Origin of the sequence: Pseudocnuella soli (assembly GCF_004347775.1) — a bacterium.
Taxonomy (GTDB): domain Bacteria; phylum Bacteroidota; class Bacteroidia; order Chitinophagales; family Chitinophagaceae; genus Flavisolibacter; species Flavisolibacter aquaticus.
The window spans coordinates 1,351,530-1,372,774 of record NZ_CP037755.1; the positions used below are offsets into that span (position 1 = coordinate 1,351,530).

The window sequence follows — 21,245 nt, forward strand, 5'->3', positions numbered from 1 at the left end:
ACTATCAACTGTCAACTGTCAACTCTTCTTCCCTTATCTTTGCACCCAATTTTCCGATTAAACTTTTAACCCATACATGCCCCGAGTCCTGCGCATACTGAATCGCCTTGCTGTTGGCGGACCGGTTTTGAACGCTACCTACCTCACCAGGTACCTGGCACCCGAGTTCGAAACCCTGCTGGTGGTGGGTGAGCGGGAAAGCCACGAGCAAAGCGCAGAATACCTCACCGATAAGTTGGGCATTGGGTATCATACCATTCCGGGCATGGGCCGTTCTATTAACCCGGCATCTGATTTCGGCTCCTACCGGCAGTTGAAAAAGCTGATGAGAGACTTTAAACCCGATATCGTACACACACATGCGGCAAAGCCTGGCGCTTTAGGGCGACTGGCAGCATCGGCTTTAAATGTGCCGGTGATTGTACACACTTTTCATGGCCATGTGTTCCATTCCTACTTCAACTCGCTGAAAACGAATTTTTACATTAATACAGAGCGGTACCTGGCCCGCCGTACAGACGCCATCATTACCATTTCCGACCAGCAAAAACGCGAATTGGTGGAGGATTTCGCCATCGCACCGGCTAATAAGTTTCACCTCATCCGCCTGGGGCTCGACCTCGAAAGGTTTGAAATAGGGCAGGAGGAAAAGCGCAATAAGTTTCGCAGCGAGTTTGGCGTGGCCGACGATGAAATCGCCATCGGCATCATTGGCAGGCTGGTGCCCATCAAAAACCACGACCTGTTCATCAATGCGCTGGCACATGTGTTGGGCAATACCGACCGGAAAGTGAAAGCCTTTATCATAGGCGACGGCGAAACCCGCAGCCGGTTGGAAAGCCTGGCCACAGAGCGGGGCATCCTTTTTTCCCAGCATACCGACAGTTCCCACCCGCATCCCCTAGTGTTTACGTCCTGGCGTAAGGATGTGGACGCCATCATGGCTGGCCTCGACATTGTCACCCTCACCTCGTTCAACGAGGGTACGCCGGTAAGCCTCATCGAGGCGCAGGCGGCCAGCAAACCCATTGTGTCTACCCGGGTGGGCGGCATTGGCGATATTGTGCTGGAAGGGAAAACGGCCTTGCTTTCCGACATCAACGACGATCCCTCTTTTTACAATAACCTGCTGAGTTTGGTGAATAATGATAACTTGCGCCAGCGCCTGGGATACGAAGGCGCGGATTTTGTGCGGGAACGCTTTGGATACCAGCGGCTGATGCACGAAATGTCCGGGCTATATCATAAACTGCTGGATAAAAAAAGGAGCGCATGTTTTTCTGGAGAAAAAAGAGTACAGAAATCCCTGATCTGAGTTGGCTGGCTGCCGACATGCATGCACACCTGCTGCCGGGCATCGACGATGGTGCTCCGGATATCGAAACTTCTGTTGAAATGATCCGCGGCCTGGCCGCACTGGGCTACCAAAAGCTCATTGCCACGCCCCATATCCTGGGCGACATTTACCCAAACACCCCCGACATTATCCGCGGCAAACTGGCCGAAGTACGTACTGCCCTGCAGGATGCCGGTATCAACGTTGCGCTTGATGCAGCCGCTGAATATTTCATCGACGATCATTTTGAAGACCTGCTGCGCGAAAAAGCACCGCTGCTCACACTAAAAGACAATTATGTGCTGGTGGAGTTTTCGATGGTGACGGCACCTTATGAGCTGCAACAGGTGTTTTTTGAAATGCAGATCCAGGACTACCAGCCCGTGCTGGCCCACCCCGAACGCTATATTTACCTCGACCGCCGCCGCGAAATTTTTGATACCCTCAAAGATGCAGGCTGTCTGTTTCAGCTAAACATGCTGTCGCTCACTGGCCACTACGGCCGCTCGGTAAAAGAGCTGGCCGAGTACCTTTTGGAAAAAGGATATTATAATTTCCTGGGCACCGACCTGCACCACCCCCGCCACCTCGCCCTGCTGCAAAAGCTGGCCACTTCCCCAACATTACACGCCTTTCGCGATTATCCCCTTCTGAACAAGAACCTGCTTTGATTTCGGAATTGGAGTTGCGGAACTAATGAGAACCAAACTTTGTTCAACCTTAGTCTGGCTTTACATTTATTTTTAATTGTTCCGAGTGCCATTTGAACCACAAAAGCACTGAATGCATTTCAGCTTTCGGATGTTTACAACCGTAATTTAGAAAAGCCAGCATTCGCAGGCGCCGCAATTGTCAATCCAAAATCGTAATTCGTAAATCATCAATTCTTCTGTCTTCCCAACCTTTTCTTTACCTTGTTTGTAGTGAATAGCGATGGGGTTTTCAATAAAAGAACTGGAAACGATTTCGGGCATCAAGGCCCACACGATCAGGATTTGGGAGCAGCGCTACCACTTCCTGAAACCGTCGCGTACCGCCACTAACATCCGTACCTACTCGAACGACGAACTGAAAACGTTGCTCACAGTGGCCTTGCTCAACCGCTATGGTTACAAAATTTCCCGCATCGACGAGATGCCGCCCGAAAAGCGACGGGAAGCCATCATGGGCATCAACAGTCCCGAGGCGGCAGGTGAATTTTTGATAAACGAGTTGATCGGCTGTATGGTGGACCTGCGTTCGCTGGATTTTGAACTGATCCTCAACAGCCATATCCGGGAGCATGGCCTCGAAAAAACAATTACTACGCTGATCTTCCAGTTTTTGGAAAAAGTGGGCATCCTGTGGCAAACCGACCGCATCAACCCGGCGCAGGAGCACATTGTATCCAACATCATCCGGCAGAAAATTATTTGCGGCATCGAGTACCTGCCCATGCCGTTCCGCACCGGCCCCGAGTTTCTGCTGTTTTTGCCCGAAGGCGAGTTTCATGAAATGGGGCTGCTTTTTGTTTATTACCTGCTCAAAAAGCGGGGCCTGCCGGTGGTGTACCTAGGCGCCAACGTGCCCCTGAAAGACCTGGGTTACGTGGTGGAAATAAAACAGCCGCAATTCATTTACCTGCATTTAACCACCGCGCCTTCCAACACCCGCTTTGAGCGGCTGTTGCACCAACTGGGACAATACAACGCACAAGCACTGATCTCCGGCTTTGTGGCTTCCCGTTCCTATTCCGCCATGCCCAATATCCGGTTTCTACAATCGCTACCTGAGGTAGTGCAAACAATCGACACACTGTAGCACATTCAAAATAATCCCTATTCGGTTGCATAGCCGCGTTATATGGCTTGCTTCAGCATTGCGTTGGCATATAAGCCAGCGCATTTTTTTTGTCTTTTGGTTTGTAAATAAATGATGGCGGCAGCCTTTCGGTAGTTATACGTTGCAATGCACAGGTAACAAAAACTTCAAACATTTTGCTGTTTTTTATCTGGAAAATGCGGCCCATTTCTCCCGTTTTAACCTGTGCAGTAGATAAACCAAGCGCGGCAGTTAAAAATTTTTTTCAACTTTTTTCCGGGTATGAACCCTTAACAATCAACAATTTGTGTTGCAACATTGATTTTCTAATTTGTTTAAGAGATGGTGAGTGATGTTTAAACAGATTATTCTGTTTAAATTTACTCTGTAAAAGTTAAACAACGTGAGTACACAAGAATTCAACGCACTGATCATTAACAACGCAGAAGGGCTCCGGCCTTTTGCCATTACCCTGACGCACGATCACGAATCGGCAAAGGACCTGTGCCAGGAGACATTGTACAAAGCTTTTGCCTATCGTGATAAGTACCAGCCTGGCACCAATGTAAAGGCCTGGCTATTTACCATCATGCGCAACATTTTCATCAACGACTACCGGCGCAACGGACGTAAAAAACTGGTGATGGATACCGTTAGGTATTTCGAACCGCATTCGGCGCCGTCGTCCGATAAGAAGCTGTTGCTGAATGAAATTAATGGCGCTATTTATGGATTACCCGCTATCTTTAAAGCAGCGTGTTTGCTCTACCTGCAGGGCTATAAATATCAGGAAATAGCCGAAGCGCTAAACGAACCCCTTGGAACGATTAAGAGTCGTATTCATTTTGCTAAAAAGCTGCTGCAAAAACAAGTTCAACGTTGAGTAAATCTGTAATCATTATAGGCGCCGGTTTTGCCGGCCTTTCGGCAGCTTCTTTTATGGCCCGCGCAGGCTGGAAGGTGCAGGTGGTGGAAAAAAACAGCACCGCGGGTGGCCGTGCCCGTCAGTTGCAGGCCGAAGGTTTCACCTTTGACATGGGACCAAGCTGGTACTGGATGCCAGATGTGTTTGAACGCTTTTTTGCACAATTCGGTAAAAAGGTTTCGGACTATTACAGCCTTACCCGCCTTGATCCATCGTACCGGGTGTACTGGCCCGAAGGGCATACCGACATCCCGGCCGACTACGAGGCGTTGCGCCAGCTCTTCGAATCCATTGAGCCAGGCAGTGCCCGCCAACTGGATAACTACTTGAAAGAGGCTGGCGATAAATACCGCATTGGCATGCAAAGCCTGGTGTACAAACCAGGGCAATCGCTTACCGAGTTTGTAGACCGCCAGGTTCTGGGCAACATGTTTCGGCTCGACCTGTTTACTTCTATTAAAAAGCATGTGGCGCGGCATTTTAAAAGTCCTAAGCTGCAGCAGTTGATGGAGTTCCCGGTATTGTTCCTAGGCGCACTGCCCGCCGATACGCCGGCGCTGTATAGCCTGATGAATTATGCCGATATGCGGGGCGGTACCTGGTTTCCGCAGGGCGGCATGTTTTCCATTGTTAAAGCGATGCACAGCCTGGCGGTAGAATTAGGCGTGGAATTCCGGTTTGATGAAGAAGCTACCGAGATAGTGATTGAGCAGGGCAAAGCAAGGAAACTGGTAACAAATAAAGGCACATACACCGCCGATGCCATCATCAGCGGCGGCGATTACCATTTTACCGAACAGCATTTGCTGGCGCCTGAGCACCGCAGTTATACCGAAACTTATTGGCAGGGCCGGGTGCTGGCGCCTTCCTGCCTGTTGTATTATATTGGTGTTGGTAAAAAAATCGACAACCTGCTGCACCACTCCCTGTTTTTCGATACGGAGTTCCAGCAGCATGCCGATGAAATTTACCAGCGGCCGCAATGGCCCACCGACCCGATGTTTTACCTGTCGGCCACTACCAAAACAGATCCATCCGGCGCACCGGAAGGTTGCGAAAACCTGTTTTTGCTGATACCGGTGGCGGCAGGCTTAAAGGAAGACACCGAAGCTGTGCGGGAACGATATTTTAATGATGCCATCAGCAGGTTAGAGCAGCGGCTGGGCCAATCCATAAAAGAACACATACTGTATAAAAAGTCGTTTTCCGTTTCCGATTTTGAGCGGGAGTACCATTCATTTAAAGGCAATGCTTACGGGCTGGCCAATACGCTGATGCAAACGGCCATTTTCAAGCCGTCGTGCCGCAGTAAAAAAGTGCCCAACCTGTATTACACCGGGCAGTTTACGGTGCCCGGGCCGGGAGTGCCGCCCAGCCTGATCAGTGGCGAAGTGGTGTCGGCGCAGGTGGTGCGCCAAATAGGATAGAAGAGGGCAAGGGAAGGGGAGCGAAAGACGATTGTAAGACAAAATGGTGTGGGGCTGATGCATGTGCTGCGGCTGTTGCAAAATAGAAAGCAGCAAAGCAATCGGCCGATGCACATTACCATACGAAACGAAAACTTTATGACGAAAGCATTTTTCGATCAGGTTTGTGAAGCATGCAGCAAGGAAGTAACGGTGCGCTACAGCACTTCTTTTTCTTCGGCCATTAAATTGTTGCACCCCGAAATGCGGCGGCCCATTTTCAACATCTATGGGTTTGTGCGTTTTGCCGACGAGATCGTGGACACATTTCACGAACATGATAAGGAGGCCCTGCTCCAACAATTTAAAGCGGAAACCTTTGAAGCCATTGAGCGGCGCATTTCGCTCAATCCAATTCTTAACGCATTCCAGGACACGGTAAACGAATACGGCATTGATCACCACCTGATTCATGCATTTTTCAAAAGCATGGAGTCGGACCTGACGCAAAATGTATATGACCGGCAAGGCTACGAAGAATACATTTATGGCTCGGCCGAAGTGGTTGGCCTGATGTGTTTGTATGTTTTTTGTGAGGGCAACGAAACGCTCTACCGCAAACTCGAAGATTCCGCAAGGTCGCTGGGTGCAGCATTCCAGAAGGTGAACTTTTTGCGCGACATTAAGGCAGACTTCAACGACCTGTCAAGGATGTATTTTCCGGGCTGCGATTTTCACCAGTTTACAGAAAGTGATAAAGCCCGGATTGAAGCCGACATTGAACAGGATTTTGAACATGCATACACCGGCATCCTGGAGCTGCCCATGAAGTCGAAGTTTGGCGTATATGTTGCCTACAAATATTATTATTCCTTGTTTGGTAAAATTAAGTCGACCCACCCGGGACATATTCTTAACAAACGCATTCGCATACCCAACTACCACAAGGCTTATATTGTGCTGAAAGCTGGCGTGAAGAACCAGTTGCGGATGATTTGAGAAGTAGTTGATAGTTGATAGTTGGTAGTTGATGGAATGATGAATAGCGTTTAGAAAGTACAAGAGTGCGACGCAACAGGTGCTGAACGGGGCGTTGCAGTTGGTAACAACAATATCCGGATGAATAAATTTGAAATGACCATGAGTGTGCAGGAAGTATTGCTGGTAAACGAGCAGGACGAACCATTGGGTACGATGGAGAAAATGGCGGCCCACGAACAGGGCTTGCTGCACCGTGCTTTTTCTGTTTTTGTGTTTGATGGTGCCGGCCGCATGTTGCTGCAACAGCGGGCTGCGCAAAAATATCATGGCGGTGGCTTGTGGACAAACACCTGCTGCAGCCATCCTTACCCCGATGAAGCGGTTGAAACGGCCGTCCGGCGCAGGCTTCAGGAGGAAATGGGTTTTGAAACGCCGCTGGAAAAAATATTTGCTTTTACCTACCGCGCCGAAGTGGAAAATGGCCTGGTGGAGCACGAATACGATCATGTGTTTGCGGGCCAGTATGAAGGGCCGATGGAGCTGAATGCGGAGGAAGTGGCCGACAGCCGCTACATGGAAATGGAAGCCATTGAAGACTGGATCATTGCCGAGCCGGCAGCGTTTACATCCTGGTTTCGCATCGCGTTTCCGATGGTGCAGGCCTGGTGGCAGCAGCAGTTTGGCAACGCTGCTGTGCGGAAAATGGCGGAAAAAGTTTAAAGTTTAAAGTTGTTGCTGCAGTAGCCAACATTAAACTTTAGACATTAAACCTTTCTTCTCTCAACTTTTGAATTTTAATTGTTTTCTACAATATGACTCCGTTGTATTTTATTTTGGTACTGCTTGCAACGTTCATCATTATGGAAGGCGTTACGTGGTTAACGCACCGTTATGTAATGCACGGATTTTTGTGGTACCTGCACCGCGATCATCACCAGGTGGAGCCTGGCTTTTTTGAAAAGAACGATTTGTTCTTTGTCATTTTTGCGGTGCCCAGCATGTTGCTGATTGGCTTTGGTGTATACAACCAAGTATGGTGGATGCAGGCCATTGGTTTTGGCATTATGGCCTACGGTGCTGCTTATTTTCTGGTGCACGATGTGATCATTCACCAGCGGTTTAAATGGTTTAGCCGCAGCCGCAATACTTATGTGCGGGCCATCAGGTGGGCACACAAAATGCACCACAAACACCTGAACAAAGAAGACGGTGAAAGCTTTGGCATGTTGTACGTGCACAAAAAATATTGGGATAAAGTGCGCCGCGATAAAAAGCTGATGGCCGCCAAAAGAGTGGGCTACGCACCAGAGCAGGGGTAGGGTAAGACAGGAAAGACCGCAAAGACAGTAAAGATGGAAAAGTCCGAAGTCCGCAGTCAGAAGTCGGAAGAAAAATCTGCACGTCCAATTTTGACGAGTAACTGCCAAGTGTCAACTCCCAACTCTTGACTATAATCCACCAACTTTCATCCATTATCTCCTCTTTGTTATCAAAACCTTCGACTACATTTTCACCGGTTCGGGATTGGCTGCGCTTAGCCTGCTGATGCGCATGGTGCAGCAGCCTGCATTGTCGGGTAAAAAAGTGTTGCTGCTGGATGCCGATGCAAAAAACAGGAACGACCGCACCTGGTGTTTTTGGGAAAAAGAGGCAGGTCATTTTGAAAACATTGTGCACCACCAGTGGAACACTTTGTATGTGCATGCACAGGGTTTTTCCAAAAAGCTCGATATAGCCCCTTACCGGTATAAACTCATTCGCGGTATTGATTTTTACCGGCATTGTTTTGCGCTATTAAACCAATTTCCCAATATTCATCGCGTACAGGCAAGGGTGGATTCGGTGGAGCAAAGGGGAAATGAAGTGCAGGTGCAAGCCGGCGGCGAATTATATGTGGCGCCGATTGTATTCAACAGCATACCGCCAAAACAGCCGCAATTAAAGCCGCACGAATACTGGCTGCTGCAGCATTTTAAAGGATGGACCATCGAAACCGAAACGGACTGCTTCAACCCGGCCGAAGCTACGATGATGGACTTTAGGGTAGGGCAGGAGCGGGGCACCACCTTTGTGTATATGCTGCCCGTTTCGCGGCGCAGGGCCCTGGTGGAGTACACGCTGTTTTCCGGAGAATTGTTGCCGCAGGAAGCATATGATGCGGCATTAAAAGACTACCTGCATCGCTTTTTAAATATTGACCAATATACCATCACCGAAGAAGAGTTTGGCATCATTCCCATGACCAATGTTTCTTTTCCGCAGCGGAGCGGCAATATTTTAAATCTTGGAACGGCCGGCGGCAACACGAAGGGCTCGAGTGGTTACACGTTCCGGGCCGTGCAAAAAAAATCAGATAGGATTGTGGCGAGCCTGTTGCAACACGGCCACCCATTCGACCTGAAAAAAGAATCACCCCGTTTTCATTTTTACGATAGTGTGCTGCTGCAAATCCTTTCCGAAGGCAAGCTGCAGGGCGCCGATATATTCCGGCAGTTGTTTCAAAAAAATAGGGGCGCCTGTGTGCTGCAGTTTTTAGACAATGAAACCTCGCTTGCCCAGGAAGCGCAATTGCTTCCCACGCTGCCCATTGTACCGTTTACCGCAGCCGCGGCCAAATACCTCTATTTGAAAGGGTTTAAGTAAAAGTCAAAAAGAGCAGCCGAAGAATATTCTCTCTTTTGCCTTTTTACTTTTGAATGTTGCCTTCACTACTGGCCCATTTGCCGCACCGCCTGCACCAGGGTTTGTGCCGGTACCACACCCGATTGGCGCCAGCGCACTTGTCCGGCCTGAAACAGCACCAAAGTGGGCACTCCTTGTACATTGTATTGTCTTGCCGCATCGGGGTTGCGGTCCACATCAACTTTAATCACGGTTACGGCATCGCCCAATGCATCTTTGGCTTGCTTTAAAATGGGCGCCATCGTTTTGCAGGGGCCACACCATTCTGCAAAAAAATCAACCAGCACGGGCTTGTCGGATTGTATCAGTTCATTAAACGGCTTCATGTTTTTTACATTGGTTTGCGCACAGATTATACCAGATGTAATTTATGATGTACGATTTACGATTTTGGATGGACGATTATCTTCCCCGCAAAAGTCAATCAAGGTAAAAGACGATTCGTGTCGTACATTCCTAAAAATCCGAAATCGTCAATCCCAAATTCCCTGCTTGGTATAAAATTTAAAGCACTGCATTTATGACCATTCCATCCCTGCATAAACCCATGCAGATATTGCTGTTTTTTATTTTGCTGTTTGTAGCGGCTGTTTATGCAAAGCCTTTTTTTGTGCCCTTTACCATGGCGGCGCTGCTGGCCATGTTGTTTTTGCCTTGGTGTCAGCGCATGGAGCAACACATGCCGCGGGCCATGGCTATCATTATTTGTCTGCTGTGCATGATCGTGGTGGTGGCCGGCGTGGTGGCCTTGCTGTCGTGGCAGCTGTCCGACCTGGCAGCAAATGCCGATGAAATAGAACAAAACCTGTCGCGAAAGATCACCGAATTGCGCCGCTACATTGACCGCACCTTCGGCATTTCGCGGCAGCAGCAAAAAGAATTGATCAAAGGCGGCCAGCCGTCGGGACGCCTGCAAACAATGGTCACGGGCTTTTTGGCGGGCTTTGGCGGTTTTCTCACCGATCTGATCCTGGTGCTGGTGTACCTGTTTTTGCTCCTGTACTACCGAACCCGGCTGCACCGCTTTGTGCTGATGCTGGTGCCGCAGGATAAACAACAGCAAGCCGAAAAAACCCTTCTGGAATCGCGGAAAGTGGCGCAAAAATATCTTTCCGGTATGGCACTGATGATTGCCTGCCTGTGGGTTTTGTACGGCATCGGCTTTTCTATTGTGGGGGTAAGAAATGCCATCTTCTTTGCCGTGCTGTGCGGCCTGCTCGAAATTGTTCCGTTCATCGGCAACCTTACCGGTACGCTGTTTACGGTCATTACGGTTTTTGCGCAGGGCGGCAGCGGGGGCATGGTCATCGGCGTACTGGCCACTTACGCCGTCATCCAGTTTGTGCAAACTTATTTGCTGGAACCCCTCGTGGTGGGCGCCGAAGTAAGCATCAACCCGCTGGCTACCATTGCCGGCCTTGTCATTGGCGAGCTGGTATGGGGCATACCGGGCATGGTACTGGCCATACCCCTGTTGGGTATTGTAAAAATCGTTTGCGACAATGTGGACGAATGGAAGCCTGTTGGTTATCTGCTGGGCAGCCCGCCTAAGAAAAAACGCAAAAACCTGTTGCGCCGCAAATCGCGGGTAAATGCTGTAACGGAGTAACACATTTAGGCGCAGCCCACACCGAAGCCTAACCGAAAACACGGGCTAAAAATTTATTTTGCGTTTATTAGGATTTCTTTAACTTAGTTGCCGCACCGATGCAAAGGGTGTACTAATGTTTGCTTGTCATTTATTGCCTTAAAAGAGCGTGGCCACCTGTGCCACGCTCTTTTATTTCAGCGGCAGGCGCACCTGCAGCCTGCATCCGGCACCAGGCGCCGAATCGAGGTGCATGCTGCCTTCATGGTTTTCGGCCCGGCTTTTAATATTGCGCAGCCCCAGCCCAAACTGCACCGCATCGCGGTTAAAGCCAATGCCGTTGTCGGTAATTTTTAATTCAACCGCATCAAAACTGAGTTGCAGGTAAATATCGGCGCGGGTGGCCTGGGCGTAACGTACAATATTGCTGCACTGCTCCTGTATAATACGGAACAAGGATAGCTGGACTCCTGAATCCAGCCTGGCCAACATTTTAGGCTCGGAAGCGTGGAGCAGAATATGCGGTTTGCCCTGCGGTGCAATCTCCTTGATCATTTCTCCGATGGCCGCTACCAGCCCAATTTCAGACAGTTGCTTTGGGTTGAGCCAGTGACTAATGCCGCGAACCCGGTTGATTACTTGTTGCAGGTAAACTATAGCTTGTTGCGTAGCCGGGTCGCCGTTGCAGCCTTCGTTGTGCTCCAAAATCAGTTTGCAGGTAGTGAGGATCTGCGTTACGCTTTCGTGCAGTTCCTCGGCCAGCAGTTGGCGTTCTTTTTCCTGTGCTTCCAGCGCTGCCGATAGCACCGCCTTGCGGCTTTCCCGGCCCTCTTCGGCGGAGATGGCTTTGTCGTGTTCATGGCCAATCAGCGTGCCCATGGCTATAGATCCGGCTACCTCGCCATGACCATTGTGTATGATGCTGGTGTGCCAGCGAATGGGTTGCAAGATGCCGGTTGCTGTTTGTACCGTGTGTTCGAACAGGCTGTTATGACTTTTATCGCTGCTTAACGGGCCGCCTGGTTGTTGTTGGGGTAAAAAAGTTTCAAACCAATCGCGGCCAATTACATCGGCAGGCGTACAGCCCAATAGGGCACATCCGGCTTTGTTGATGCCGGTAATGGTCTGTTGAGGATCGAGGTTTATAAAAACTGGTCCCTGTTCGGTTTGTAGATCCACGTTGGCTTTTTGTCAATGTTTGTAAGAAACAGCTATTGTAGCAAACAGTTCAAACAGGGTAGCGGTAGCCAGCAAAGGCAATGGCTTTCAAGTGGATATATTGCCGAAAGGCCTCGGTAAACCGAGGGGTGCAAAAGGGTCTGTGCGTAAAAAATACACGTAAATATACGATACGGTTGTTCGTAAAGAGTACCCGAAACAAAAATGTTTGCCGTATAAAATGAAGGAGTAAAAAAGAGCAGAAATGCCCTTGCAGCCGCTTTATTGCAGAGCTATCTTTGTGCTCGAAGTTGATTGGTCACACAATCAAAAAAGTCCAAAATCCAGTTGAGCAAAAAACCATCCAATCCGAAAAACCAAACCGTCCAAAAAACCGAATTATCCAGATCCCATGAAAAGCAAATGAAATCCGTATCAATCAACTTCTTTTAAAATCGTTTTTTCATACCGTAAGTTTTATAGTTTAAGCTAAATCCAATCGTTCAAAAGAAAAACCAATCCAATCCAAAGATCCTTTGAAAAGAATCCGGTCCATGAAAAGCCAGGCGTCCTTGTCCGATGAAAAAGAAGACATGCAAATGAAACAAACGCCTTAAATAACAGCCCCCGCAAAATCCCGGGGGCTTCTTTATGCCTACAGGTTCAGCAGCCGGTTTTGGGCAGAATGCCCATCTCTATTTCCCGCTTTACACTTATTTTACAAACTATTAGCACGAAAGAGCCTACCTTTGGCCCTTTCCGAAAGGAATATCCGATCTCCGCAAGGAGTATCTGAAGGCCCACCTCAAACATCCAGGGCCGCCCGGCCTCAAGGAAGATTTTTACAGGGATCGCTTTTATTGTTGCATAATACCATATATTCAAGCTCCTATTTATTACATCTAACCGACATATTTTGACGTTCGAACAGCTTCACCTTATTGAGCCCATTTTAAAGGCGCTCAAAAAAGAAGGATACGAAAACCCTACCCCCATACAACAGCAATCCATACCTGTAGTGCTCCAGGGCAAAGACTTACTGGGCTGCGCCCAAACCGGAACCGGAAAAACGGCGGCTTTTGCCTTGCCTATTTTACAGCGCCTGTACGAAACCGGCTCTGGTGGTAATGGCTACAAGCATATCCGCACACTCATACTTACGCCTACACGCGAATTGGCCGTACAGATCGATGACAGTTTTGAGTCTTACGGTAAATACCTGGGCCTGAAACACGACGTGATTTTTGGCGGGGTACCCCAGCATTCTCAAACTTTAGCACTGCGCAACGGCACGGACGTGCTGATTGCCACCCCGGGCCGCCTGCTCGACTTGATGCAGCAAGGCTATATTTACCTCGATCACCTGGAAGTATTTGTGCTGGATGAAGCCGACCGCATGCTGGACATGGGCTTTATCGGCGATATCAAAAAAGTGATCCGCGAGTTGCCCAGCCAACGCCAGACCCTGTTTTTTTCGGCTACTATGCCGCCGCCCATTGCCAAGCTGGCTGCCAGCCTGCTGTACAACCCCGTGGAAGTAGCCGTGGCGCCGGTATCGAGTACGGCCGAAAAAATTGAGCAAGCTATTTACATGGTACACAAAGGCGACAAACAAAAGCTGCTGGTGCACCTGGTGCATGATAAAAAGCTGGACAGGTCGCTGGTGTTTACCCGCACCAAGCACGGCGCCGACCGCATAGCCCGCGAACTGAAAAAAGCCAACATCAAAGCCGATGCCCTGCACGGCGATAAATCGCAGGAGGCCCGCCAGCGTGCCCTGCAAAACTTCAAGAACGGAAGGTTGCAGGTGTTGGTAGCTACCGATATTGCAGCCCGCGGCATTGATGTGGACAATCTTTCGCATGTCATCAACTACGACCTGCCCAACGTGCCCGAAACCTACGTGCACCGCATTGGCCGCACCGGCCGCGCAGGCGCCGAAGGCATGGCATTTTCTTTTTGTGATGCGGAGGAGCGTGCTTATCTTAAGGACATTCAAAAACTCACCGGGCTGACCATTCCGGTGGTGGAGGAGCATCCTTTTCCCATGCGCAGCCGGCCGGCACACCCTGCACCGGCACCTGGTCAGGAGCGGCAGTTCAATGGGCCACGCGGCCCGCGCAACGGTGGCGGGCAAAAGCCCCGGCGCAACCGCAGCGGTCAGCGCCATGGACAACAAGGACCTGCAAAAGCTTAACCTTAATCGTTACTTACATAATTTATGAGCACCTATTTTTCTAAAATAATCAAAGCAGGGCAGCGGCAAAGAGAGTTCAATTTTCGCCGCTTGTCTGCAGGGCCCGAAGCCCGCTACCATGTGGATGTGAATGACGATAAGGGCAACCGTTTGATTTTTAACCTGATAAAAGACGCCGGCGGCCAATGGAAAACCACCGGTACCGATTTGCCCGAGTGGGTGTATGGTGTTGAAAGCGACCTGGGCTCTTCCATTGAAGAACACTTATCTGCATAACCACCGCATATTTACCTTAACCCGATAAGATTATGAATATCGAAGAAATAGAACAGTTTCTGGACCGCCAGTCAATGAAGCAGGGACAGCAAGTTAAGATCGCTTTTAAAAAGCGCGACCCCATTTATGGGCTGTTTATCAAAGGCACCGATTATGCCGAGTTAAAAGCCAAAAACTTTTGGCGCATTGTAACGGCCACCCACCTGGCTGATTATCAAAAGTCAAAGAATATAGCGCTGGCTAAAATTTTCAGCGGCTCCGACTTTGCTAAGCTTACTGTGAAGGAAGCCGTTTCCTGATCAGTTAACCCATAACTTTTTGGATCACTCCTGCACACTGGCACCACCGGTCCGTGCAGGAGTTTTTTGTTTGTGGTATGTAATGATGAACTGCAAATGAAGTAGAATTCTTGTTTATTGGAGGTGTCATGCCGAACTTGTTTCGGCATCTCCTTGTGCTTTTGTAACCTCCGCGAGGTGTAGGAGATGCCGAAACAAGTTCGGCATGACAACCTTAAAATTCAGGAACACAACCGGGAACCATTTTGATGTAAATAATTTGTCCTCCACCCTTCTTCTTCCCTCCACTGCTCGCTTGCCTTAGCCACTTGCTCCCCTTTTTTACAGGCATAGTTTTTATTAGTGATAATAGGCTGTTTTGCATTGGCTAAAAACAAGCGGGGCTGTTAACAAGCTGTGCTATAAGTATTTATGTGCTGCGCAATGGTTGTTGTTTGCTGTTCCAAATACGTTTTACAGGCATTTTGCAATACAGCCCGAAGGAAGTTTATTCACCCTTAAATAGTATATATTATGGACAACAGGCACAACCAGGATCGTTACGATCAGGGCTATCAGGCCGGCTGGAACCAGCAAAACCAGCGACGGGATCAATGGCGCGACCGGTCGGATTATGAAAGCGACTCGTATGTAAACAGAAACGATTCGCCCAACCCCGGCTATGGCGAGGTGTATCATGGCAACGTAAAGCAACGTGAGGAAGAAACCAACCGGGCCCGTGGCCGCAACTACGGCAACATGCAGCACGACCAGTACCGCGGCAACCGCCAAAACTGGAACGTGGGCGGATACGGACAGGTGGGCTATACCGGTGGTGGACATGGCGCCTGGGACAGCTACGGATCGGGCAGCCAGGATATGGGCGGCAACTCCCAGTCGTACGAAAACCGCTACAACCAGCGCAGCGGCGCATCAGGCTACAACAGTGGCTATGCACAGCGCACATCGGGTGGCCAGCAATACGGCAACAGCAACTATGGCCGCGAACGCCGCCACGATGACGATGATAACAGCTGGTGGGAACGCACCAAGGAAAAAGTATCGTCCTGGTTTAGCGACGATGACGATGACCGCCGCAACTACCGTGGCGATTACCGCCAGGGCAGCCAGCAATACGCCAGCGGCATGGCCGGCAGCTCCCGCAATTATGGTGAGCACCGCGGCAAAGGCCCTAAAGGTTACCAGCGCTCCGACGAACGCATCCGCGAAGATGTGTGCGACCGCCTGTACCAGGATGGTCATGTAGATGCATCGGAAATTGATGTAAAAGTGGAAGGCAACGAAGTGGTGCTTTCAGGTTCGGTACGCAGCCGCGAGGAAAAGCGCCGCGCCGAAGACCTGGTGGAAAACATCATGGGCGTGCGGCATGTGGAAAACCGCATCCGCGTAAACAACGAAAACAGCTGGCGCGATTCGGGCAGCCGCTACGAAGACAGCAGCCGTTACAGCGATTCGAGCCGTACTTACAACTCGGGCAGCAACACCGATAGCCGCTCATACACTGGCAATAGTGGCGACGGCACCGGTATCGGCAACGAGTCTGGTACGACCAACGAGATCATCCGCAACTCGGGCAACCTCGATACCAAGAAGTAGGTAGCCAACAACGATTGCCCAATAAAAAAAGCGCTCTGCCACTGGCAGGGCGCTTTTTTTATGGGTAAAAATGTGATGTGCCGTTTGAAATTTTACTTGCTAAAAGATGCCCAGCGGTAAATGCACTTTTTACCCTTTTAACCGCTAAACCCTGCAATGCCCACGATCATACCGCAACATAATCCCGCTCATCAATTGCTCAGCGGAAAAACTTTAAGAACTTTTTAATTTTTTTATAAAGTGGGTTAAGAATTTATTATGTTTGAGCCATCAAACCCGATTGCCTCCTGTTTTGAGTAAGAAAGCCAACTATAAAAAAAGGATTTTAAAGCAGCTGTACTTTGGAGGTATATTTTCCTGTGCAGATTTGAGCGACAAGATCAACATCAGCATCCCGGTCACCACCAAGATCCTGAATGAACTGGTGGCGGAGGGGTTTGTGCTGGAAAATGGTTTTGCGCCATCCAAAGGCGGGCGCCGCCCGGTTACCTATTCCATTCGCGCCGATGTGATGTACATCGTGTCGGTAGCCATGGACCAGTTTGTAACCCGGCTGGCCATTATGGACATGCACAACCAGTTTGTAGTGGCTACCGAGCAGGTGGAGCTGCCGCTGCACGACAACGACGAGGCGTTGCCCGTGCTGATGGAAACCATCAACGATTTTATCCGCCATTCGGGTATTGCCAAAGAGCGGATTGTGGGCATAGGCATTGGCATGCCGGGTTTTGTAGATGTAACCAAAGGCATCAATTATTCTTTTCTTCCTTCCAACAATAAACGCATCACCACGCAGATCAGCGAAGCGGTGGGCTTGCCTGTTTTTATCGACAACGACTCCAGCCTGATTGCGCTGGCCGAGTTGCGGTTTGGATCGCCACGCAGCAAAAGCAATGTAATGGTGGTCAATATTAGTTGGGGGGTAGGACTGGGGCTTATATTGAATAACGAATTGTTTCGCGGCGATAACGGGTTTGCAGGCGAGTTCAGCCATATTCCAATTTTTCAAAACAACAAATTGTGCAGTTGCGGCAAACGGGGTTGCCTCGAAACCGAAACCTCGTTGCTGGTGGTAATTGAAAAGGCAAAAGAGGGCCTGCGGGCCGGGCGGTTGTCTTCGTTGAAATTGGAAGCGCTGGAACATTACGAGGAAGCAGTGGAAGCATTGGTAGCCGCGGCATCAAAAGGCGATCCTTTTACCGTGGAATTGTTTTCGGAAGCAGGATACAACATCGGCAAGGGTGTGGCTATTTTAATCCATATCCTAAACCCGGCAATGATTGTATTGAGTGGACGGGGATCGGCTGCAGGCAAAGTGTGGGAAGCGCCCATACAACAGGCGGTAAACGAACATTGCATTCCAAGGTTATCGGCAAATACATCCATTCAGATCTCCAGGTTGGGATACGAGGCAGAGTTGATTGGTGCGGCCAGTTTGGTGATGGAAAATTTTGATAAAGAAGGAAAAGGGGCTAAGGAGCCGGTGCCGCAGGCAGGGCTAGCCATGAGAAATTAATCATTGATCCATACTGTAGTTAACTGCTGCGGGCAAAGCCCGTACAGCTACCCCCATCCCTAAGAAAATTGAAAACGTTTTTTAATCAGGCTTAAACAATAATTGCTTCAATCACCAAAAACAACATCCATGCGTATGCGCAATTTTCTGCTATTGGTGTTGTCTTTCCTGTGCTTAAACCTAGCTGCACAAGCGCAGGCAAAGAGAACCATCACCGGTGTAGTAAGAGATGCCAATGGAGCAGCTCTTGCGGGTGCCACCGTCAATGAAAAAGGCACCGTCAACAATGTTATGTCCAACGACAATGGTTCATTTACCATTTCCGTAGCACCCAATGCCACGCTGGTTATTTCCTTTGCCGGCTTTACCGCACAGGAAGTAGCGGCACCAGCCAGTGGCCCCCTCGAAATCAGCTTGCAATCGAGCGGCAACACCCTCAATGAAGTGGTGGTTACCGGCTTTGGTGTACGCAAGCAAACCAAAAAACTTTCCTACGCCGTGCAGGAAGTAAAAGGCGAAGAACTGGCAAGGGCCAATACGCCCAACCTGGTGAATGCCCTGCAGGGAAAGGTAGCTGGGGTAATGATCAACCAGGGTGCCGGTGGTCCTTCATCTTCTTCGCGGATCCGCATCAGGGGTAATGCCTCTATTTCGCGAAGCAACACACAGCCCTTGTTTGTAGTGGATGGTGTGCTCATTAAGCCCGGTACATCGGGTGCCGACTCGTGGGGTGATGCCCGCGACTTCGGTAACGAACTGAAAAACCTGAACCCCGACGACTATGAAAGCGTAACCGTGCTGAAAGGCTCGGCTGCAACTGCTTTGTATGGCTCCGACGCCCTTTTTGGCGTAGTACTGATTACTACTAAAAAAGGCCGCGAACGCAAAGGACTGGGTGTAAACGTATCGCATACTTCTACGTTTGAAAGAGCTTATCGCCTGCCCGATTTCCAGAACGAATATGGCGGCGGCGTTGACCCCACATTTATCAAAGGTGCCGATGGTGTAAACCAGGTAGAGCCAACGCTCGGGCCATACTACAGCTTCGGACCCAAGTTCGATGGCCAGATGGTACGCGACGTGGACGGCCGCATGATTCCATGGAGCGCCAACAACATCCTGGACCTCTTTAAAACCGGCCAGTACTACAATACCAACGTATCGCTGGAAGGTGGTAGCGAAAAAACTACAGTGCGTTTTTCCTACACCAATACCAAGAATAGCAGCATTATGCCCAACAACGATTTTGGCCGTAATGTATTTACCCTGCGTGCTACGCAAAAGCTGAACAAAGCCATCAACATGGATGCGATGGTTACCTATGCAACTTCGAATTCTAAAAACCCGCTGTTGCAAGGTGGTAACTCTAACCCCATCTTCCGTTTGGGCTATTCCAACTCGCGTCACTACGACATTGACTATTATAAGGATCGCTACATCGACACCGTAAGAGGTGGCCGCACTGGCGCAGCCGGTAACCCTACCAGCAACCCTTATGATCGTGGTTCCATGTCATCGGTGTTCTGGAATTTTTACCAGAAAAACATCATGCAGAAAGAAGACAACCTGCGGGCTAACCTCGATATCAACATCGATGTGCTCCCCTGGTTGCATGCATTGCTGCGTGGTAACATCAACAGCACCGCCATCAGCCGCGAAAACAAAGAACGTGGCGAACTGCCTGGCTTCCTGGGTGGCTATTATGCCCTGTACCAAAGCAGCAACAAGTATGGACGCCTGCAAGGTTTGCTCACTGCCAACAGCGCACTGGGTACCAACTTTGAAGGTAGCCTGACTGTAGGTGGTGAAACCAACCGCGGCATCAGCGGATACGAAAGCAACAACTCGACCAACGGTGGATTCAAGATTGCAGACATCTATGCGCTGTCTAACTCGGTGAACACCATCAACGCCAGCGGCCGCGTATTTCCGCAAAGCCGCCTCGATGCGGTATATGCTTACGGCGATATTACCTGGAGAGAGTTGCTGACCCTGAACTTTAGTGCCCGTAACGACTGGAACTCTACGCTGACTTATCCTAACGGCAGCGGCGATTATGGATATTTTTATCCTTCGGTGGGCTTGGCTTATGTCTTCTCCGAGTCGCTGAAAAACAACTCCGGGTTTGATTTCCTTTCGTTTGGTAAACTGCGTGCAAGCCTGGGCTACTCCGGTGCAGGTACCAACATTTACGAAACCAGCCGCGGTACCGGTTACAACCTGTTGGGTACATTCATTGGTGTAGACAATACCATTCCCCGTTACGGCTTTGGCTCGTACGACCTGCCCAACCTGAACCTGAAACCGGAGCGTTCCCGCGAATATGAAGTAGGTGCCGACCTGCGCTTTTTCGACAACCGCCTGGGTGTTGACTTTGCCTGGTATAAAAAGAACACCTTCAACCAGATCGTTCGCCTGGCAGCACCGCCCGAAAGTGGTGTGAGCAGCCGCCTGATCAATGCCGGTAACATCCAAAACCAGGGTATTGAGATCGTGTTGAGCGGTACGCCGGTACGCAGCCGCGACGTGCAGTGGACCACTACTTTGAACTTCTCCCGCAACCGCAACAAGGTGATCGACATCGACGAAGCCAATGGCGTAAACTCGCTGGAGCTTGACCTGGCTTTTGGTGCAGACGTTAAATCTGTTGCCCGTGTAGGTAAAGAGTATGGTACCCTCATCACCGGTTATGCATTTGCTACTTACCAGAAAATGGATGCATCGGGTAACCCGATCAACCACCCTGCTAACGGTCAAAAGATCCTGAAGCAAAATGGTGTGTACATGCGTTCCAGCGAAGCAGGCCAGGGCGAAAAAGAACTGGGCTCTATGATGGAGAAATTCCTGCTGAGCAACACCAACGAGGTGCGGTTTAAAAACTTCAGCCTGAACGTACAGGTTGACTCCAAGTTTGGTGGCCTGATGGCATCAGCCACACACCAGTACGGTGTTAACTATGGTAGCTTCGAAAGCACCCTGTTTGGCCGCGACGCTTCGCATGGTGGTGTTGAATACAACGACGCCAATGGCGTAAAGCGCAACGACGGTATCATTCCTGAAGGCGTATTTGCCGAAGGCATCAAACTGGCCGGCGTAGATGTAGGCGGTATGACTTATGGCGAAGCTGTGAAGCAAGGCCTAATCAAACCAATGCCCGCATGGCAGTATTACGAAGGCATTGGCAGCTGGGGTACCGGCATCCGCGAATACTCTGTATTTGAAAATTCATGGGTAGCACTGCGCGAAGTATCACTGGGCTACAACCTGCCCCAGCGCTTTTCTTCCAGACTGCGCATGAACAACCTGCGGGTAAGTGCTGTAGGCCGTAACCTGGCATACCTGTACAACACATCAAAAGACAATATTCATCCGGAATCTGTGTTTAGTAGCCGTGCCGGTGCATTTGCCGAATATGGTGGTGTGCCTTACGTACGCAGCATTGGTGTAAGTGTGAACGCAGCATTCTAATTCAATAAAAGCAACTT

General features: G+C 49.9%; 18 protein-coding genes. 16 read left to right on the forward strand and 2 right to left on the reverse strand.

Annotated elements, in window-relative coordinates; genetic code table 11:
- Positions 1–76: 76 nt before the first annotated feature.
- The 9 genes from EPD17_RS05825 (at position 77) to EPD17_RS05870 (ending at position 9,091) form a co-directional block, all read left to right on the forward strand.
- Complete coding sequence (locus tag EPD17_RS05825; RefSeq protein WP_132052544.1) at positions 77–1,315, forward strand: glycosyltransferase; 1,239 nt, start codon at positions 77–79, stop codon at positions 1,313–1,315.
- Positions 1,273–2,007, forward strand: a complete 735-nt coding sequence (locus tag EPD17_RS20190; protein ID WP_240040753.1) for a tyrosine-protein phosphatase — start codon at positions 1,273–1,275, stop codon at positions 2,005–2,007. Before EPD17_RS05825 ends, EPD17_RS20190 begins: the two co-directional genes overlap by 43 nt.
- Positions 2,008–2,269: 262 nt before the next feature.
- Positions 2,270–3,136, forward strand: a complete 867-nt coding sequence (locus EPD17_RS05840) for a MerR family transcriptional regulator (RefSeq protein WP_132052550.1) — start codon at positions 2,270–2,272, stop codon at positions 3,134–3,136.
- Between the two features lie 403 nt (positions 3,137–3,539).
- Positions 3,540–4,019 (forward strand): RNA polymerase sigma factor, encoded by a 480-nt coding sequence (locus EPD17_RS05845; RefSeq protein WP_114236591.1) that lies wholly within the window; start codon positions 3,540–3,542, stop codon positions 4,017–4,019.
- Positions 4,016–5,488 (forward strand): phytoene desaturase family protein, encoded by a 1,473-nt coding sequence (locus tag EPD17_RS05850; RefSeq protein WP_132052552.1) that lies wholly within the window; start codon positions 4,016–4,018, stop codon positions 5,486–5,488. Before EPD17_RS05845 ends, EPD17_RS05850 begins: the two co-directional genes overlap by 4 nt.
- A 138-nt stretch (positions 5,489–5,626) precedes the next feature.
- Positions 5,627–6,466 carry a phytoene/squalene synthase family protein gene (locus tag EPD17_RS05855; RefSeq protein WP_114236670.1) on the forward strand — a complete coding sequence of 280 codons (840 nt, stop codon included), beginning with the start codon at positions 5,627–5,629 and terminating at the stop codon, positions 6,464–6,466.
- Positions 6,467–6,586: 120 nt separating this feature from the next.
- Positions 6,587–7,168 carry an isopentenyl-diphosphate Delta-isomerase gene (gene idi / locus EPD17_RS05860; RefSeq protein WP_240040754.1) on the forward strand — a complete coding sequence of 194 codons (582 nt, stop codon included), beginning with the start codon at positions 6,587–6,589 and terminating at the stop codon, positions 7,166–7,168.
- Positions 7,169–7,260: 92 nt separating this feature from the next.
- Complete coding sequence (locus tag EPD17_RS05865) at positions 7,261–7,767, forward strand: sterol desaturase family protein (RefSeq protein WP_132052554.1); 507 nt, start codon at positions 7,261–7,263, stop codon at positions 7,765–7,767.
- A 205-nt stretch (positions 7,768–7,972) separates the two neighbouring features.
- On the forward strand, positions 7,973–9,091 hold the full coding sequence (locus EPD17_RS05870) for a lycopene cyclase family protein (protein WP_132052556.1): 1,119 nt from the start codon (positions 7,973–7,975) through the stop codon (positions 9,089–9,091).
- Between the two features lie 65 nt (positions 9,092–9,156).
- Here EPD17_RS05870 and trxA read toward each other — a convergent pair whose 3' ends face one another.
- Positions 9,157–9,456, reverse strand: coding sequence for a thioredoxin (gene trxA / locus EPD17_RS05875; protein WP_132052557.1), 300 nt, complete (start codon positions 9,454–9,456; stop codon positions 9,157–9,159).
- 194 nt (positions 9,457–9,650) lie between these two features.
- Between trxA and EPD17_RS05880 the strand changes: the two genes are divergently transcribed.
- Entirely contained in the window at positions 9,651–10,739 is a 1,089-nt protein-coding gene (locus EPD17_RS05880) for an AI-2E family transporter (RefSeq protein WP_132052559.1), read from the forward strand.
- 171 nt (positions 10,740–10,910) lie between these two features.
- Here EPD17_RS05880 and EPD17_RS05885 read toward each other — a convergent pair whose 3' ends face one another.
- Positions 10,911–11,897, reverse strand: a complete 987-nt coding sequence (locus EPD17_RS05885; RefSeq protein WP_132052561.1) for a PAS domain-containing sensor histidine kinase — start codon at positions 11,895–11,897, stop codon at positions 10,911–10,913.
- 895 nt (positions 11,898–12,792) lie between these two features.
- On the opposite strand from EPD17_RS05885, the gene EPD17_RS05890 reads away from it, so the two are divergent.
- The 6 genes from EPD17_RS05890 (at position 12,793) to EPD17_RS05915 (ending at position 21,228) form a co-directional block, all read left to right on the forward strand.
- Positions 12,793–14,073 (forward strand): DEAD/DEAH box helicase, encoded by a 1,281-nt coding sequence (locus EPD17_RS05890; protein ID WP_114236598.1) that lies wholly within the window; start codon positions 12,793–12,795, stop codon positions 14,071–14,073.
- 24 nt (positions 14,074–14,097) lie between these two features.
- Positions 14,098–14,349, forward strand: a complete 252-nt coding sequence (locus EPD17_RS05895) for a hypothetical protein (protein WP_132052563.1) — start codon at positions 14,098–14,100, stop codon at positions 14,347–14,349.
- Between the two features lie 32 nt (positions 14,350–14,381).
- Positions 14,382–14,648 (forward strand): short-chain dehydrogenase, encoded by a 267-nt coding sequence (locus EPD17_RS05900; protein ID WP_240040755.1) that lies wholly within the window; start codon positions 14,382–14,384, stop codon positions 14,646–14,648.
- Positions 14,649–15,161: 513 nt separating this feature from the next.
- Complete coding sequence (locus tag EPD17_RS05905) at positions 15,162–16,244, forward strand: BON domain-containing protein (RefSeq protein ID WP_132052565.1); 1,083 nt, start codon at positions 15,162–15,164, stop codon at positions 16,242–16,244.
- Between the two features lie 292 nt (positions 16,245–16,536).
- Complete coding sequence (locus EPD17_RS05910; RefSeq protein WP_132052567.1) at positions 16,537–17,760, forward strand: ROK family transcriptional regulator; 1,224 nt, start codon at positions 16,537–16,539, stop codon at positions 17,758–17,760.
- A 135-nt stretch (positions 17,761–17,895) separates the two neighbouring features.
- Positions 17,896–21,228, forward strand: coding sequence for a SusC/RagA family TonB-linked outer membrane protein (locus EPD17_RS05915; protein ID WP_132052569.1), 3,333 nt, complete (start codon positions 17,896–17,898; stop codon positions 21,226–21,228).
- The last annotated feature ends 17 nt before the right edge of the window (positions 21,229–21,245 follow it).

Coding starts and splice junctions, on each gene's coding strand:
- EPD17_RS05825 (WP_132052544.1), top strand. CDS start 77: ATGCCCCGAGTCCTGCGCATACTGAATCGCCTTGCTGTTGGCGGACCG.
- EPD17_RS20190 (WP_240040753.1), top strand. CDS start 1,273: ATGTTTTTCTGGAGAAAAAAGAGTACAGAAATCCCTGATCTGAGTTGG.
- EPD17_RS05840 (WP_132052550.1), top strand. CDS start 2,270: ATGGGGTTTTCAATAAAAGAACTGGAAACGATTTCGGGCATCAAGGCC.
- EPD17_RS05855 (WP_114236670.1), top strand. CDS start 5,627: ATGACGAAAGCATTTTTCGATCAGGTTTGTGAAGCATGCAGCAAGGAA.
- idi (WP_240040754.1), top strand. CDS start 6,587: ATGAATAAATTTGAAATGACCATGAGTGTGCAGGAAGTATTGCTGGTA.
- EPD17_RS05865 (WP_132052554.1), top strand. CDS start 7,261: ATGACTCCGTTGTATTTTATTTTGGTACTGCTTGCAACGTTCATCATT.
- trxA (WP_132052557.1), bottom strand. CDS start 9,456: ATGAAGCCGTTTAATGAACTGATACAATCCGACAAGCCCGTGCTGGTT.
- EPD17_RS05880 (WP_132052559.1), top strand. CDS start 9,651: ATGACCATTCCATCCCTGCATAAACCCATGCAGATATTGCTGTTTTTT.
- EPD17_RS05895 (WP_132052563.1), top strand. CDS start 14,098: ATGAGCACCTATTTTTCTAAAATAATCAAAGCAGGGCAGCGGCAAAGA.
- EPD17_RS05900 (WP_240040755.1), top strand. CDS start 14,382: ATGAATATCGAAGAAATAGAACAGTTTCTGGACCGCCAGTCAATGAAG.
- EPD17_RS05905 (WP_132052565.1), top strand. CDS start 15,162: ATGGACAACAGGCACAACCAGGATCGTTACGATCAGGGCTATCAGGCC.
- EPD17_RS05915 (WP_132052569.1), top strand. CDS start 17,896: ATGCGCAATTTTCTGCTATTGGTGTTGTCTTTCCTGTGCTTAAACCTA.